13 protein-coding genes are annotated in these 15,610 nt (G+C 39.7%); 6 read left to right on the forward strand and 7 right to left on the reverse strand.

Annotated features, from left to right (window positions below):
* The first annotated feature begins 8 nt into the window (after nucleotides 1–8).
* The 4 genes from ACHFIZ_RS15430 to ACHFIZ_RS15445 all read left to right on the forward strand — a co-directional run bounded on the left by ACHFIZ_RS15430 (nucleotide 9) and on the right by ACHFIZ_RS15445 (nucleotide 6,384).
* Nucleotides 9–1,949, forward strand: coding sequence for a c-type cytochrome (locus tag ACHFIZ_RS15430; RefSeq protein WP_410887423.1), 1,941 nt, complete (start codon nucleotides 9–11; stop codon nucleotides 1,947–1,949).
* Between the two features lie 21 nt (nucleotides 1,950–1,970).
* A complete protein-coding gene (locus ACHFIZ_RS15435) occupies nucleotides 1,971–3,284 on the forward strand; it encodes a vanadium-dependent haloperoxidase (RefSeq protein WP_410887425.1) in 1,314 nt (437 codons plus the stop codon).
* A gap of 158 nt (nucleotides 3,285–3,442) precedes the next feature.
* Nucleotides 3,443–5,380 carry a hypothetical protein gene (locus ACHFIZ_RS15440; protein WP_410887427.1) on the forward strand — a complete coding sequence of 646 codons (1,938 nt, stop codon included), beginning with the start codon at nucleotides 3,443–3,445 and terminating at the stop codon, nucleotides 5,378–5,380.
* A 155-nt stretch (nucleotides 5,381–5,535) separates the two neighbouring features.
* On the forward strand, nucleotides 5,536–6,384 hold the full coding sequence (locus ACHFIZ_RS15445; protein ID WP_410887428.1) for a glycosyl hydrolase: 849 nt from the start codon (nucleotides 5,536–5,538) through the stop codon (nucleotides 6,382–6,384).
* Nucleotides 6,385–6,418: 34 nt separating this feature from the next.
* On the opposite strand, the gene ACHFIZ_RS15450 is transcribed toward ACHFIZ_RS15445, so the two are convergent.
* Together ACHFIZ_RS15450 and ACHFIZ_RS15455 are read right to left on the reverse strand one after the other, a co-directional pair.
* Complete coding sequence (locus tag ACHFIZ_RS15450) at nucleotides 6,419–7,471, reverse strand: response regulator (RefSeq protein ID WP_410887430.1); 1,053 nt, start codon at nucleotides 7,469–7,471, stop codon at nucleotides 6,419–6,421.
* On the reverse strand, nucleotides 7,468–8,718 hold the full coding sequence (locus ACHFIZ_RS15455) for an ATP-binding protein (protein WP_410887432.1): 1,251 nt from the start codon (nucleotides 8,716–8,718) through the stop codon (nucleotides 7,468–7,470). The genes ACHFIZ_RS15450 and ACHFIZ_RS15455 overlap by 4 nt, the downstream gene beginning before the upstream one ends.
* A 329-nt stretch (nucleotides 8,719–9,047) precedes the next feature.
* Between ACHFIZ_RS15455 and ACHFIZ_RS15460 the strand changes: the two genes are divergently transcribed.
* Complete coding sequence (locus tag ACHFIZ_RS15460) at nucleotides 9,048–10,430, forward strand: NAD-dependent succinate-semialdehyde dehydrogenase (RefSeq protein WP_410887434.1); 1,383 nt, start codon at nucleotides 9,048–9,050, stop codon at nucleotides 10,428–10,430.
* Between the two features lie 12 nt (nucleotides 10,431–10,442).
* Entirely contained in the window at nucleotides 10,443–11,177 is a 735-nt protein-coding gene (locus ACHFIZ_RS15465; RefSeq protein ID WP_410887436.1) for a YoaK family protein, read from the forward strand.
* Nucleotides 11,178–11,420: 243 nt separating this feature from the next.
* Here the strand turns inward: ACHFIZ_RS15465 and ACHFIZ_RS15470 are convergent, their stop codons facing one another.
* Genes ACHFIZ_RS15470 through ACHFIZ_RS15490 form a run of 5 tightly spaced genes read right to left on the reverse strand, consistent with a single transcriptional unit; the run spans nucleotide 11,421 to nucleotide 15,494 of the window.
* On the reverse strand, nucleotides 11,421–12,449 hold the full coding sequence (locus ACHFIZ_RS15470; RefSeq protein WP_410887438.1) for a hypothetical protein: 1,029 nt from the start codon (nucleotides 12,447–12,449) through the stop codon (nucleotides 11,421–11,423).
* Nucleotides 12,450–12,471: 22 nt separating this feature from the next.
* Complete coding sequence (locus ACHFIZ_RS15475; protein WP_410887440.1) at nucleotides 12,472–12,903, reverse strand: universal stress protein; 432 nt, start codon at nucleotides 12,901–12,903, stop codon at nucleotides 12,472–12,474.
* A 49-nt stretch (nucleotides 12,904–12,952) separates the two neighbouring features.
* Entirely contained in the window at nucleotides 12,953–13,963 is a 1,011-nt protein-coding gene (locus ACHFIZ_RS15480; protein ID WP_410887442.1) for an MlaD family protein, read from the reverse strand.
* Between the two features lie 11 nt (nucleotides 13,964–13,974).
* On the reverse strand, nucleotides 13,975–14,718 hold the full coding sequence (locus ACHFIZ_RS15485; RefSeq protein WP_410887444.1) for an ABC transporter ATP-binding protein: 744 nt from the start codon (nucleotides 14,716–14,718) through the stop codon (nucleotides 13,975–13,977).
* 5 nt (nucleotides 14,719–14,723) lie between these two features.
* Nucleotides 14,724–15,494: an MlaE family ABC transporter permease gene (locus tag ACHFIZ_RS15490; protein WP_410887446.1), complete on the reverse strand. Its 771-nt coding sequence runs from the start codon at nucleotides 15,492–15,494 to the stop codon at nucleotides 14,724–14,726.
* Nucleotides 15,495–15,610 lie beyond the last annotated feature (116 nt).

Raw genomic sequence — 15,610 nt, forward strand, 5'->3', positions numbered from 1 at the left:
ATAAGGTTATGATAAATTCATTAAATCAGATAATAAGCAGAATATTACTTTTTTTACTAATTACAGGAGCATTAATTGGGAAAAGCGAATTTGTGTCAGCGCAGGCAGAATCTCCCAAAGAAGAAGATTTTTTTAAGATGATGAAAGTACCTGCTCCAGAGGGTACCATACTAGAAGTTGGCGGTTTGTGTGTGCTTCCAAACGGAGTACTCGCTGTTACTACTCGTCGCGGAGATATTTATATGGTGGAGAACCCCACAAGTCAGCAGCCTTACTTCCGCAAGTTTGCGGCGGGTTTGCATGAAGTATTAGGTGCAGCCTATAAGGATGGCGCATTGTATGTGGTACAACGCGGTGAACTAACCAAGCTTGTAGATACCGACATGGATGGAAAGGCCGATGTGTTTGAAACGATTTATGCATGGCCATTATCTGGTAATTACCATGAATATAGTTTTGGTCCTAAGATAGCACCGGACGGATCGTTCTTTGTAAGCCTCAACCTTGGTTTCCCCCCCGACTGGTGGCATCCCAAAAGCTTTGTGCCTTATAGAGGTTGGGTGCTTAATATCACCGACAAAGGAGTGGTTACCCCCTGGGCTGCAGGCTTCCGCTCTCCATGTGGAATCAGTATGATCGACGGCGAGCTGTGGTATAGCGACAATCAGGGCGACTGGATAGGTTCTGGCAGTATAATGCCGATTAAAAAAGGTGGATTTATGGGGCATCCTGCGAGTTTGGTATGGAGTAACTTGCCTAATTCCCCTTTAAAACTCACACCTGAGAAGTTTTTTGCTACAAACAATCCACGTGTAGAATTTGATAAGAGTGGACAGCCATTTAAGCCTCAAAACATTGTTGACGAGAAGTACCGCACTCTCGCTGATGCAAAAAAGGAAATCCCTGAACTGCAATTACCAGCTGTTTGGTTGCCGCATGGTATATTGGGAATATCAAACTCAGAAATTGTAAAGATACCCGAGGGTGTTTTTGGCCCATTTTCGGGACAGCTTTTAGTTGGTGATCAAGGGCAGAGTATTGTAGATAGGGTTTTTCTTGAAAGAGTAAATGGTGAATACCAGGGAGCCGCATGGGCGTTTAGGAGTGGTTTTCAATCCGGTATTGTGCGTTTAGCATGGTTGCCAGATGGTTCACTAGTCGCTGGCGAAACTAATAGGGGCTGGGGATCCGCAGGAGAGGCGACAATGGGTTTGCAGCGATTGGTCTGGAATAATAACACTCCCTTTGAGATGCGCGCAATTCGTGCCATGCCGGATGGTTTTGAGATAGAATTCACCAAGCCGGTCGACAAAAAAGTAGCAGAAGATTTGGCATCATATTCCGTAGAGAGCTTTACCTATAAATATCAGGGTGTTTATGGCAGTCCACCAGTAGGTAATTTGAAATCCAATATAACTGGAGTAAAAGTATCTAAAGATGGTTTGAAGTCTCGCATAATCATTAGTAATTTACGTAAAAACTTTATCCATACAATTACTCTGGGGGTAAGGGATAAAGAAAATAACTTTAATTTGGTTCATCCTACAGCATACTATACTTTAAATAATATTCCAGAAGGAGAAAAATTGACATTGAAGGAAGTAAGTATCAAAAACTCAAAGGCAATGCTTGTTAAAGCTGTAAAACCGACTTTTGCCGTTAAAACTGCAACAGCGATGGTGAACAAAGTGCCAACCTATGAAGAGGTTAAGCCGTTATTAATGAAGAACACCTGCTCGGCTTGCCATAATCCTAATGTTAAACAAGTTGGGCCTTCATTTAAAGATATTGCCAAACGCAAATATAGCATCGAGGAAATATTGGAATTAATTAAAAATCCTAAACCAGAGCATTGGCCTGAATATTCGACACCGATGCCACCAATGCCACAGGTATCGGCAAAGGATGCCCGGATGATTGCCACTTGGATCATATCATTAAACAAATAGAAATTGGTGGGTCACAGTTATATGAAATACTTCAAAGTTGTAGTTGTTGTTTGCCTTCTTGGTCTAAGCTGCGGCAAAAGGGCAAAAATCCAAATGATAGCTGATGCCGAGGTGCTACATCAGAATGTTGATCACCTTACACAGCTCATCATATATGATGCGTTTACTCCGCCCGTAGCCAGCCGTATTTATGGGTACACGTCGCTTGCCGCTTTTGAGGCGATTAGGTTTAAGGATGCTAAATACAACTCAATTGCCGAGCAGATTGCAGGATTTAAAACAATGCCAAAGCCTCAAAAAGGAAAAAAGTATGATTACACACTCGCGGCATCAAAAGCTTTCTTTACCGTTGCTTATAAGGTGACCTTCTCTGTAGATACGCTCAAAAAATATGAGAACCAGGTAGTTTCAATGTACCAATCAAACCTCGACGATAGTACATTTTTGCGTTCAGTAGCATTTGGAGAGCAGATTGGTATTGCGGTTTTGGGTAGAGCAGACAATGACGGATATGCTAAAAGTAGAGGTAAAGTCCGTTATCTTGGTAATAATGACAATGGTAAATGGCGACCCACACCACCCGATTATCTGGAAGGGGTAGAGTTTTGCTGGGGAGCGCAGCAGCAATTTGTGCTAAAGTCTTCTAAAGATTTTCCAATACCGCCACCGCCCTCATTCAGTAAAGATAAAAAGAGTAAATATTTCAAACAGGCATTTGCAGTATATGAACAGAGTAAAAACCTATCGCCGGATCAGTTGCAGATAGCTACATTTTGGGATGACAATCCATTTGTGATTGAGCATAACGGGCATACCATGTTTGCAAATAAAAAAATTACTCCTGGCGGACACTGGATAGGTATAACGGCTATAGCTTGCAAAAAAACTAAGGCAGATGCTGTTAAATCAGCACAAGCTTATGCACTCACTTCAATCGCTCTATATGATGCTTTTATAAGCTGCTGGGAGGTGAAGTACACCACAGCGTATATCCGCCCGATCACTGTCATTAATGAGGAGATAGATCCTAATTGGGTATCTATGTTACAAACGCCACCATTCCCAGAATTCCCGAGCGGGCACAGCGCTATCAGCGGTTCGGCTGCAGTTATGCTGACGCATCTCTTTGGTGATAATTTTGAATACATGGATACTAGTGACCTTCGGTATATTGGTATTCAACGCCATTTTACCTCTTTTTTACAGGCTTCAGATGAAACTTCGATCAGCCGTTATTATGGGGGTATACATTTTAGGAATAGTGTTGATCAGGGGTCCGTACAAGGGAGACAGGTTGGAGAATACATATGGAAAACGTTGGTATTAAGGAATTGAGTTAGAATTCAGCTTTAGAATTGAGATCAGTAAATATTCATTAATAACTTGTTAAATTTATTAGTGTAAAGCTTGTCATTATTAATAGTTCCTTAAAATATTTGGTTCTAAGGATTTACAATGGAATCAGCTTGGAAGCAATTGCGTAAATACCTTACATGAACTTGGGAGTAATTGATGGAGTATCCGTATTATTGTTTGACAATTTTGAACAAAAAAACGCTGAACTAGCTATAAAGTATATTCTTGATATATATAACCAAATGAACATTTACTTCAAACTATTCTTTACCGTTTTTTTCTTAGTCGCGCTACCAGTTGGTAGAATATTCGCCCAAGCTGAACTCATGCCCTGGGGAGACTTAAACGGAATTCGGGTTAAAGGGCAACTTTTAGATTTTAGAACCCGCTTAACTGTTGTCGGTGAAGGGAGTTGGTCAGATGTTAAATTTTCAGGAAAAGAACTCCAGAAGCCGAAGTTCTTGCGTGATGGTAGCATTCAGACCGTCAATACTGAAATAGGAGGTATTATTTTTACTCAGATTGTAAAAGATTTAAAGTCAGGTGTGGTTAATGTTGTCATTAAATGCGAAAGTAAAGTAGATACTAATTTAACCGGAGTTTTTTTTGATGTAAAATGGAGTAAGGTAAAATATTCAGGAATGAATGTTTTTAATATCAAGCCAAAAGAATCAGGTATCAGCAAAAATGCCGAAGATAAAAATTATGAACAATTATTTCTGCCGATCCATAAGGGATTCTTCAGGAAAGGAATTGTTTATGAAAAATCCTTTCAAATCAGTGTTAATGGCGAAATTGATTCTGAACCCGTAGAAATCAGCTTAGATGCTTCAATTAAAGGCAGGCCGTTTGCTGGAGTCGGTGGGAATTTCAGGCTTCAAAATGCGTTGACTGATCAACAAGTAATAGACTATTGTTTAGCAAATATGAAAGTGGCATGGGGCCGGGTAGAAATGCCATGGCGCGAATGGCATAGGACTTTGGAGAACGATCCAACTGCAGCAGCAGTGAATGGAAAGCTGGATGCTCATGTGGAAAAATCAATGCGGATGGCTCAGCGGCTTAGTAAACTGGGTATGCCAGTTATCGTCTCTGTGTGGTCGCCTCCAGCATGGGCAATAGTGGGTAAGCCAAATAACAGGGCAACACCAGAAGGTGTTTGGGGCAACCCGTTGAACCAGGATAGGATGCAGCAAATTTATAAGTCAATCACCGATTACCTCCTCTATTTAAAATCAAACTATGGGACCGAAGCCACATACTTTTCTTTTAATGAATCTGATCTTGGAATTAATGTAAGGCAAACAGCCCAGGAGCATGCCAGCCTCATTAAAGGATTAGGTTTCCATCTTCAATTTAAAGGACTAAAAACAAAGCTACTATTAGGAGATAATTCTGATGCAAATACTTATGAATTTATCTATCCGGCACTTAATGATGCTGCATGTCGTCCTTACATTGGAGCGATATCTTTTCATTCGTGGCGTGGTTGGGATACGGAAACGTTAAAGAAATGGGCAGATGCAGCTAGACAAATTAACACGCAACTACTTGTTGGAGAAGGTAGTATAGATGCCGCAGCCTGGCAGTATCCCGCATATTTCGAAGAGGAATCCTATGCGTTGGAAGAGATTAATCTATACACACGGTTGCTTGCGATTTGTGAACCACTATCTATCTTGCAATGGCAACTGACCGCTGACTACTCCCTTCTAACTGGCGGTGGTATTTTTGGCGACAAAGCTCCGCTTAAACCTACCCGGCGGTTTTTTCAACTGAAACAACTTGGGGACACGGAGAGTGGACAACGTCATATAAGGGTGCAATCTAGCCGAGCCGATATTTCGGTAGCCGCCCTTGCAGGAACTGAAACAGGCTTAACCATACACATTGTGAATAATAGTGCAGGTCGGGAAGCCAAGCTTACAGGCATTCCGCCGGGAATAAAAATTTTTAAAGTCTTTGTTACTGATAGAACCAGAAATTTCAAAATACTTCCCAATATCGAAGCTGGGAATGGACAGGCAATTTTTAAACTCGATCCGCGCTGTTATCTATCACTTGTCGCTGAATAAAGTATGGAACCAAATTCTAAATATCACGAAACATAGAAAAATATTGCTAGCGGCCTTATTTATCCTGCCTCTTTGTCTTCACGCGCAATATCGTCTTTCAAATTCTAAAGCGTCCAAAGAAGCGGTTGCTCTTTACGCTTATCTCAATGATATGTATGGAAAAAAGGATATTGTCGGGCCAAATGAGTTCTAGCTGGGGAATTGACGAGATTAAGTACATTCAGGAAAATACTGGGAAACTACCCGCCATCAATGGCTTTGATTTCATCACGGAAAGAGACAACCAGAATGAAGTAAAGGGGGCTATTGATTGGTGGAAATCAGGAGGAATTCCAACAATAATGTGGCACATGGGAGCTCCCGGAAATGGGGAAGGTTACGAAAGCAGTAAAAAGTCTTCAGATATTGATAAATGCTTTATGAAAGGTACAAAGGAATATGAAATATTTTGGTCAGAGCTCAAAAGGAAAGGCGATTTGCTGGAACAGTTGCAGCGCGCTAATGTACCTGTATTATGGCGACCATTTCATGAGCTCAATGGCAACTGGTTTTGGTGGGGCAAACAGGGACCTGAGAAGTTTAAGAAGCTTTGGATCGCAATGTATGATTATTATACAAGGACACGCAAGTTGAACAATCTGATTTGGGTTTTGTGCTATACAGGCAAACCTGAAGCCATTTGGTACCCGGGTGACGCTTATGTCGATATAGCCGGTACTGATACTTATGGAGTAGTCTACAGCCCGCAGACAGGAATGTTTAAAGAAGTGAAACAGATTATAGGTGACCGGATTCCAATCGCGTACCATGAGTGTGGAACACCTCCAAATCCCGATAAATGTTTGGCCGAAGGTTCAATGTGGTCATGGTGGATGGAGTGGCATACTAGTCACTTAACCAAAGTCGATAAGGAATATTTAAAGCGGATCTATTCTCACCATTTGGTGATCACCAAAGATGAAGTTCCAAATATCGTAGAGGTATACTCGAAAATTAGACGGTAATTAGCGCCTTAATTAAGATCCTGTTTTTAACGGATCAATTTTTCATTTTCGAGAGTCTTTCAAGATCCATTATAGTAATGATGGTTCCTTGTCGATCAATTAGTTTTTCGTTTTTAAAGTCTGACAATGTTCTGCTAACCGTCTCTATTGCCATACAGGACATGGCAGCTAAATCTTCCCTTGTGATAGAAACGCGATCATTGTTAGAAGTTTGTTGGTGATATAAACGCAAAATGGCTCCGGCCATTTTTTTCCTTACGGAGTTATACGCCAACTGAAGCAGCTGTTCTTCCTTATCCTGGTTATCACAAGATAGGAGATGAATAAATTTTCTAGCAACGTCAGGATATAAGTTGAGTACTTTTTCCATCTCCTCACTTGGAATCATACATATTTTACTGTCTTCTATAGCGGTCGCAGTATCGGCATACGGGTTGTTACTAAACATAGCGTTTACACCGAGGTAATCGCCAGCTGAATACATACCGGTCATTAGCTCACGGCCGTCCTGTGATAACTTAATGGTTTTTACCCTTCCCTTTACCACCAGATACAAACCTCTGCCTACGTCTGCTTCATAGTAAATTATCTGGTTTTTTCTAAACTCACGATTCCTATGGCCTTCGATAAGCTTAGCGAATTCGGCTAGACCGTTTGTTTTGGAGAGAAGCGCATTAAAATCATTGTTTTTATTATGTTGCTGGAGTTCTGTATGTGCTTTTTTTCGAAGGCGAACGTCAATTGCATTCAGCAATTCCATGTCGTCAAATGGTTTTGTTAAGTAGTCATCAGCACCCATTTCCATTCCTTTTCTTAAATCGTTGTGGTCCGCTTTTGCTGTTAGGAAAATAAAGGGAATTGTAGATGTTTCAACATATTTATTCAGCATATGAAGTACGCCATATCCATCAAGCTCGGGCATCATAACGTCACACAAAATGATATCTGGTAAGTATTTTAACGCCATTTCGACACCAATTTTTCCATTATCTGCTTCGCAGACGTCATAATTAGCCATCCCAAGGATTTCTACAATGTTTTCCCTTATGGCATCATTGTCTTCAATGATCAGTATCTTTTTGTTCATGATATAGGGAATTTGAGGAAGAAAAGTGTGCCTTTATTAATTCTACTTCTGAAGTCTACTTTTCCTTTCATTAGTTCAGTGTACCGTGATAGAATACTTAAACCGAGTCCACTACCTGATATTTTTCCGGTATTGTGTGCACGAAAAAATGCTTCAAAAAGATGTTTTTGATCATCTATTGGTATTCCAATCCCATTATCGCAAATTCTAATTGTGCAGTTCTTATGATTGATTTTGGTGTAGAACTGTATCTCACAGTCTACTCCGGAGTACTTGATGGCATTATCAATTAGTATAACGATACAGTTTTTTAAAAGATTTTGATCCAGTTTTATACTGGTATCTGATCCCCTGTGTTTGTATAATATTTTTTGATTTCCTTTCAATGCAATTTGCATTTCCTCAGCAATTTCTACTGCCAACTCCTTCATGTTAAAATAATTACATTTGGCTTGAACCATTCCGCCATCGATTTTTTCCAGTGATAGGAAGTCATTCAGAATTGCAGTGACATTTAACACAGCATCTTTAATCTTTATTACGTGTTTTCTAATGTTTGGGTTTTCATAAGGCAGGGCATGACGTTCAATTAAGGATGCAGACAATTGAACGAGACTCAAGGGGGTGCGGAATTCATGTGAAGCTATTGAAACAAATCTGCTCTTGAGTTTACTGAGTTCCTTTTCCTTGTCTAATGATAGGTTTAATTCTCCCTGGGTTTGCTTAAGAATGTTGACTGTATCCCCCAGATTTTTAAGAGACAAATTGAGCTCATTTTTAGTCTGTTCCAGTGCAGCAACAGTTTCCCTTAATGAAAGTGTACGTTCCTGTACTTGTTCTTCTAACGAAGATGCGTAATCCTGTAAATTGGATTCTGCATCTTTCTCCCTGGTCAAGTCATGAATAAAGCCCGCGTAGATTACTCGCCCAGAGTATTTAACTTCACTTACGGCAAGTCGAAATGGAAAATGGGTACCATTTTTTGTCTGACCAATCAGTTCTCTCCCTACTCCGATTATATTGGCATCTCTTGTTTTTTTGTACCGGAACAGGTGAGAGTTGTGATGTGTACGATCGCTATTAGTCATAAGAATAGAGATGTTTTTTCCTATAATTTCCGCTTCTGTGTATTTAAAAAGTGTGCAGGCTGATGGATTTATTGATTCAATTATACCGTTCTCGTCTATAGTAATCAAACCGTCTATGGCATTATCGATAATCGCTTTAAGCAGAACTGCTTTTTCCATAAATTATTGATTTACAGATTATCTCAATCTCTATTTCAAAGATACAATCTAAAGCCAGCATTGTTTGGATAAATGTTTTTCGGATTTGTAAAGCTGGTTCCATCTAATGATGCCAATCTTCTATAGAGGTGATTAGCATCATTTTGGATATTAACAACTTTATAGACCTTTAGATTTTACGAACATCGTTATGGTATACCTTAGTGAAAGCCCTTAAGTAGTCCAGATGCTGCTATCTGACGAGAAGTTTAGTATATGCGAAAGTAAAAATTTCTCTGAACTGAAGCCCGTTTTTATAAAGTCTACAATACAATTAAATAATACAAATTATGGCTATACAAACTATTAATCCTTTTAATAACGAACTTATTAAAAGTTTTCAGGAAATGTCTCCTGAATTGTTGGCGGTTGAGATTTCTATTGCTGATGAAACTTTTCAAAGCTGGCGCAAAACCAGCTATGGGCATCGGGCGAGTCTCTTACATGCTGTCGCAAAATTGATGCGTGAACAAAGAGACCAGTTGTCAAGATTAATTACATTGGAGATGGGTAAATTAATTGCTCAAAGTTATGGAGAAATCGCGCTTAGCGCTGACATTATTGACTATTATGCTTCAAATGGGGAAGCTTTTCTAAGTGACCAGAAATTGGAAACTGAATTTGGTCAGGCTTACCTTAAGAGTACGCCAATTGGTGTTCTGCTGGGGGTTGAACCCTGGAATTTTCCTTTTTATCAGGTTGCCCGTTTCGCTGCACCTAACATTATGGCAGGCAATGTAGTGTTGCTAAAACACGCTTCTAATGTACCTCAATGCGCATTGGCAATTGAGAAGTTGTTTCTGGAAGCTGGTGCACCTCAGGGCTTGTACACCAATTTATTTGTTGGGGGTAGCCGGATAGCCGAACTTGTAGCAAATCCAAGGATCAAAGGTGTTGCCCTTACCGGAAGTGAAACCGCTGGTGCAAGTATCGCTGCTGCAGCTGGCAAAAATCTGAAAAAATCAGTACTGGAACTTGGGGGCAGCGACGCCTTTATTGTTTTGGAAGATGCTGACATTGATAAAGCGGTAGAATGGGCCGCAGTGGGAAGAATGAATAATACTGGTCAGTGTTGTGTTGCTTCGAAGCGAATCATTGTACTTGAAGCCGTTGCAGACGAGTTCCTGGATAAATTTAAAGCTAAGCTTACTGGGCTCAAAGTTGGAGACCCAATGGATAAGGATACACAACTGGGGCCGTTGAGCTCTGAAGGAGCTGTAATACAATTAGTGGAACAAGTTCAACGCAGTGTCAGGGCCGGAGCAAAGATTCTTTTGGGTGGTAAATTGATTGACCGCAAAGGGGCATTTATCGAAGCAACGATTTTAGGTGATCTCAAACCAGGTATGGCTGCTTATCACGAGGAATTATTCGGTCCCGTAGCTTCCTTTTACAGGGTGAAGAATGAACAGGAGGCGATTGCCCTTGCCAATGATTCGGTATTTGGTCTGGGGGGGAGTATTTTTACCAGTAATATAGAACGAGGAAAGCGCTTAGCAGAACAGATGGACACTGGAATGGTATTTATCAATCACCCAACTTGGACCCAACCTGATCTTCCTTTTGGTGGAACGAAAGGATCGGGATATGGAAGAGAGTTGTCCAACCTTGGTATACAGGAGTTTGTTAATAAAAAATTGATTAGGATAAGTGAGTTGACTGATCCCTTTTAATAAGTATGTGGGATGCTAAGACATTTTGGTATTAAAAGAACCTATACACATAACTTCAGGCTTGCAGTCTTATTGTGTCTAACTGCCGGATTTGTGAATGCAGCCGGTTTTTTGGGTTTCTCAACCTTGACAACCAATGTAACTGGTCACGCCGCATTGTTTGCCGAACGGATTGCCCAACAGGATTGGAGCAACGCAGGAACTGTAGCAGTCTGGATGCTATTATTTCTTGCAGGTGCGTTATGCTCAAGTTTAATCATTACCAGAATAGGTCATCATGAACGCTTTTCCTTTGCAATTCCTATTGTCTTAGAATTGGTTATTTTAATATTTTGTGCCATTTATGGCAATGGCAAGGATTCATTTTTTCCTAAAGGATTTTTCGTTGGCTGCCTTCTTTTTGCCATGGGTTTGCAAAATGCATTAGTTTCTGTCATATCGGGTTCTGTAGTTAGGACTACTCATTTAACAGGAACTTTCACGGATCTGGGTATTGAGATTGCACAGTTGAACCGAAGTAATCAAGCTGGACAAGTGGAACTTGTTTCTAAAATAAAATTACGTTTGTCCATAATATTTTTTTTCATGTTTGGTGCGCTGTCAGGCGCTTACTCATTTAGTCACCTAGGCTTCAAAGCTTTTTTACTTCCATGCTCAATTTTGTGTTTCACCTTATTTTTTGATATCTTTCGTGTAAACGTGAAACGCTATTATGCAAACCTGATCCATCGCAGTAAAAAAAAATAGTCTTTAAAAGAAGCGAAGCCTTGACAGTGGAGGCTGATCTGGATAAAATCAGTCAGGTTCTAAACAATTTTTTGAATAGATATTACAGGGTAGAAAGTGGCGATATGAAATCTGTTTCAGACTTTTGAACTAGGAATCTACCTGTCAACTGAAATTATCAAACGTCACAGCGGGAAAGTTTGGGTAGAAAGTGAGATTGGAAATGATTCGTCGTTTTATCTCAGTCTGCCGACTGCAAAAACATCATATCTTGAAGGCTATTAATTCGTTAACAAGTGTAGTTAAACTGACGGAGGCGCAGGCGATCTGTCGGTCCGCAGCACCATAATAAATATATAGGGTATCGTCAAATAAAGCGGTTCCTGAAGGGAAACATACATTATTAACTTTCCCTAACAATTCCCATTCTGTTTCCGGCTTGAACAATGCATAGGGTAGCCGTGCAATTTCGATTTTTGGGTTATCTAGGTCTAACAACGCTGCACATGCAGAATATACATATCCATCTGCTGTATCATGGACTCCGTGATAAATAATTAGCCAGCCTTCAGCTGTCTCTATAGGTGGACATCCTCCACCAATATAGCTGATCTCATGTTCGTATTTAGAAATCATAACGATATTTCTATTGAGATTCAATAGGTAGTCGTTCCAGAATGACACATTTAAGTCTGAGATTTGATTTACGCAGGCGATTTGTATATCGGGCTTGATGCGGTGTAGAAAGTAAAGCTTACCGTTTATTCTTCTGGGAAAAAATATGAAATCTTTATCCCAAACAAGGAGCTTGACGTCCTTGTTCATTTCAGTTTTGTCGTGGGAAAACCTTGAATATTTCTCGTTTAGCTTACAAGTACTTTCCGCAAATGCCTTCAATTCGGGAAATGATATCACGGGTACAATAATTCCGTGTCTTTCAAATGTCTTTAAATCTGTTGAAATTGCCAATGCTCCTAAGGCATTGAAACCATCAAAGGCAGTATAGGTTAGGAAATACTCTTTTTCTATTTGTACAATACGCGGGTCTTCAATTCCTTTTGATTCTCGATCTCCGATAGGCAGTAGAACCGGGTAATCATATCTCTCCGCAACTTCCAATGGGCCATTCAACCTACAAAAGCCAATGGTCGAATAGTTACCTGTACTTACTGCTCTGTAGAACATAAAAACCTCTGCACCAACTTTAATTACGGCAGGATTAAGTACACCACCACTTTCGAAAGCTACTTTTGTCTTTCTAAGAATAACACCTTCTTTTTTTATTTGTATCAAAATATATGATTTGAGATTTTGATTATTTATTGACTGGAATTACTACTACGGTTTTTTTTGAGTGCCTGATCACCTCTTCAGCAACGCTGCCTAATAGTAAATGTGGTAAACCTTTTCTTCCGTGGGTGCCCATAACGATGACATCTGCATCCCATTTTTCAGCAGTTTCTATGATCACTTTGGAGGGCTTGCCTTTTTCCACGAAACTTTTAACAGGATAATCCTTGAAAATTTTTTCTATGACCTGGAGTTGACTACGGTTTGAGTTGTGCTCCATCATGTCCTCCAATTCCCTTGCAGTTGGCGAATCGTTATCCGCCTCGCTGTCGGGATCAACTATACTGACCAGCGCAATTTGTCCATTGAATTGTTTGGCCAGTTGCAGGCCGCTTATAGCAACTTTTTCTGAACTTTGATTGCTATCTATCGCAATTAAGATTTTATGAAATTCCATTTGATTTAGTTTTATTGGTTTTAGAATACGTAGCGCTATAGAGATACAATTAATTCTTTTTGGCCGCTTCAAGTAGTTTAGCTTGCTCTTTTTTCTTTTGACGCTCAAGGCCTCTAAAATATCCCCTGAAAAAGAAATTATGCTTTAGGGCCTCCATATTTTGATTAAATCCATCGGTCCCTCTCTGTAGATTGTCCACGGTCTGCTTGATGTTTTTTGCCATTAAGGAATCCTTGAGTAAAGTGTTAACTGGCCCATTTCCTTTATTGAGGTCATAGTTTATTTTTTTGACAATGGTATTCATTTCTAAAGCCATCAAATTTGCGTTGGTTCCAGCCGATTTGATTTGTATTGCAGCATCCTTTAGCTTACTGGCCATTATAGTATCAGTTAGCAAAACCCCCGCAGATCCCTTGCCTTTTCTGATGTCGTCAATGATCTTATTAAGGCCAACAGTCATAATATTGGCATTATTGGTTGCCTTGTAAATGTTTTGCAATGAGGCTTTAAGATTTATTCCAATCGTCTCGTCATTAATTAATTTTAGGATTGCACTACTGTCGATTCGCAAGACTGTGCCTTTTAAAACTTCTGATATACTTGCAACATTATTGTTGGTCTGGGATAATTTCTCTATAATCTCATCCATATTTGCAATGTTTTTTGCCTTAAGAACATCACCTTCTACTACTTTTTTACTTATGCCTTTGACCGGACTAATATTTATCACTTTATTTCCCATTAGTCCTTCAGTACCTACTGAGGCGACTGAGTTTTTATTGATAAATGTTTTCACTTTGCTGTTAATCTGCATGATAACTTCAATCGTGCTATCGTTAATGAGTTGAATTTCCTTAACTGTTCCAGCCTGTAGCCCGGAAAAAAGCACGTTATTGCCTTCTGTTAAACCATTCAAATTGGAAAATCGAACCTTTAGTTTGAAGTCGTTCCCGAATATATTGTTGTTCTTTCCTATCATGAAAAAGGCGAGTATCATTAGAATTAACCCCGATAAAACAAACGCCCCCAGCTTAATATTATTAACTTCCTGATTCTTCATTTTATATTATTTTATTCGAAAAATTGTTTGATATTTTGATCCGATGACTGTTCTAATTCTTCATAGGTTCCCTCGATATAGCATTTTCCTTCCAATAGAAGTACCACTAAATCAGCCGTATTTTTTACACAGTTCATATCGTGCGAAATAATAATAGAAGAAGTATGGTTTTTCTTTTGCAGTTTAAGGATCAGTTTTTCAATTTCCCTTGCAGTAACAGGATCTAGTCCGGTTGTAGGCTCGTCATACAAGATAACCTCTGGTCTTAGAATCATTGTTCTTGCCAGAGCAACTCTCTTCAGCATTCCTCCTGACAATTCTGAAGGCATCATGTCCAGTGTATGAAGCAAATCCACATTTTCTAGAGCCTCTTTAACTAGCCTGTTTACCTCTTCTTTTTTAATATCGACCCAGTGCCTCAAAAGTGGGAACTCTAAGTTTTCCCGTATCGTCATTGAATCATAAAGCGCATTACTTTGAAACAGAAAACCAATTTTAGAACGAGCTTTATCTAGCTCATCTTCATTCATTCCCGGGATATTCTCCTTAAATACATTGATGCTTCCACTATCTGGCTGTAATAAGCCTATGATACATTTGATCAGTACGGATTTACCTGAACCCGATTTACCAAGTACTACCACATTGCTGCCCTTTTTTACAGTCAAATTAAATCCATCCAGTATGATCTTATCTCCAAAACCTTTTACTAAATCTTTAATTACAATTACTGATTCGACTTCGGTTGTTCCCATTGTTATTAATTAAGTCCCAGTAATTCAGTGATCTGCACTGCCAACAAGTCAATAATAAAAATTAAAACCGACGATAAAACTACGGCTGAATTGGCCGATATCCCAACCCCCTGAGTACCTTTGCTCGAATTAAAGCCTTTATAACATCCTACAATGCCCACGGCAAAACCAAAAAACAATGTTTTAATGATAGAAGGCAGTACATCGCTAAACTCCAGACTTTTAAAAACCTGAAGAAAGAACAAATCAATACTGGTTACCGAGCGAATGTTTACACCCAAATAGGAACCAAATAAGGAGATCCCGTCGCCGAGGATAGTGAGCAAAGGCAACATTAGGGTTGTTGCCATAACCCGAGTTGCAACAAGGTATTTATAAGGCTTAATGCCGCTAACTGTCATGGCATCTATCTGCTCAGTCACCTTCATCGAACCCAGTTCGGCACCAATACTACTGCCGATCTTTCCTGCAAATATTAAAGCCGTGATCACCGGACCAATCTCTCGTACAATGGCTAGTCCTACCATCACTGGTAGCTGCGATTCAACCCCATAATCTACAAGTGAAGGCCTTAATTGCATGGTAAGTACCAGCCCCATGATAAATGCAGTAAGTGCGACCAAGGGAAAGGATAGGTAGCCAATATTGTAACATTGATTTAATAATTCTCTGTTTTCATATCTGGGTTTCATACCTACTGAAAAAAAGCGACCAGTAAAACGGGCTATATTTCCGGTTTCATCAAGAAATTTCTTAAAACTAACTATTAGCGCCATGGGTATAAAGATAGGAATTACCAATAAGTTCCGCTGTGACAGTGTCCCTGAGCGGTATGATACTAATCATAAATTACTGTGACCAAAATCATTGCTGAAAGACTCAAATCACTGGC

The sequence above is a fragment of the Pedobacter sp. JCM 36344 genome (genome assembly GCF_046546555.1).
Lineage (GTDB): Bacteria > Bacteroidota > Bacteroidia > Sphingobacteriales > Sphingobacteriaceae > Pedobacter.

What these genes read in the sequence shown, in the direction of transcription:
- ACHFIZ_RS15430 (WP_410887423.1), top strand. Translation starts at nt 9, where the DNA reads ATGATAAATTCATTAAATCAGATAATAAGCAGAATATTACTTTTTTTA.
- ACHFIZ_RS15435 (WP_410887425.1), top strand. Translation starts at nt 1,971, where the DNA reads ATGAAATACTTCAAAGTTGTAGTTGTTGTTTGCCTTCTTGGTCTAAGC.
- ACHFIZ_RS15440 (WP_410887427.1), top strand. Translation starts at nt 3,443, where the DNA reads ATGAACTTGGGAGTAATTGATGGAGTATCCGTATTATTGTTTGACAAT.
- ACHFIZ_RS15445 (WP_410887428.1), top strand. Translation starts at nt 5,536, where the DNA reads ATGGAAAAAAGGATATTGTCGGGCCAAATGAGTTCTAGCTGGGGAATT.
- ACHFIZ_RS15450 (WP_410887430.1), bottom strand. Translation starts at nt 7,471, where the DNA reads ATGAACAAAAAGATACTGATCATTGAAGACAATGATGCCATAAGGGAA.
- ACHFIZ_RS15455 (WP_410887432.1), bottom strand. Translation starts at nt 8,718, where the DNA reads ATGGAAAAAGCAGTTCTGCTTAAAGCGATTATCGATAATGCCATAGAC.
- ACHFIZ_RS15460 (WP_410887434.1), top strand. Translation starts at nt 9,048, where the DNA reads ATGGCTATACAAACTATTAATCCTTTTAATAACGAACTTATTAAAAGT.
- ACHFIZ_RS15465 (WP_410887436.1), top strand. Translation starts at nt 10,443, where the DNA reads ATGCTAAGACATTTTGGTATTAAAAGAACCTATACACATAACTTCAGG.
- ACHFIZ_RS15475 (WP_410887440.1), bottom strand. Translation starts at nt 12,903, where the DNA reads ATGGAATTTCATAAAATCTTAATTGCGATAGATAGCAATCAAAGTTCA.
- ACHFIZ_RS15480 (WP_410887442.1), bottom strand. Translation starts at nt 13,963, where the DNA reads ATGAAGAATCAGGAAGTTAATAATATTAAGCTGGGGGCGTTTGTTTTA.
- ACHFIZ_RS15485 (WP_410887444.1), bottom strand. Translation starts at nt 14,718, where the DNA reads ATGGGAACAACCGAAGTCGAATCAGTAATTGTAATTAAAGATTTAGTA.
- ACHFIZ_RS15490 (WP_410887446.1), bottom strand. Translation starts at nt 15,494, where the DNA reads ATGGCGCTAATAGTTAGTTTTAAGAAATTTCTTGATGAAACCGGAAAT.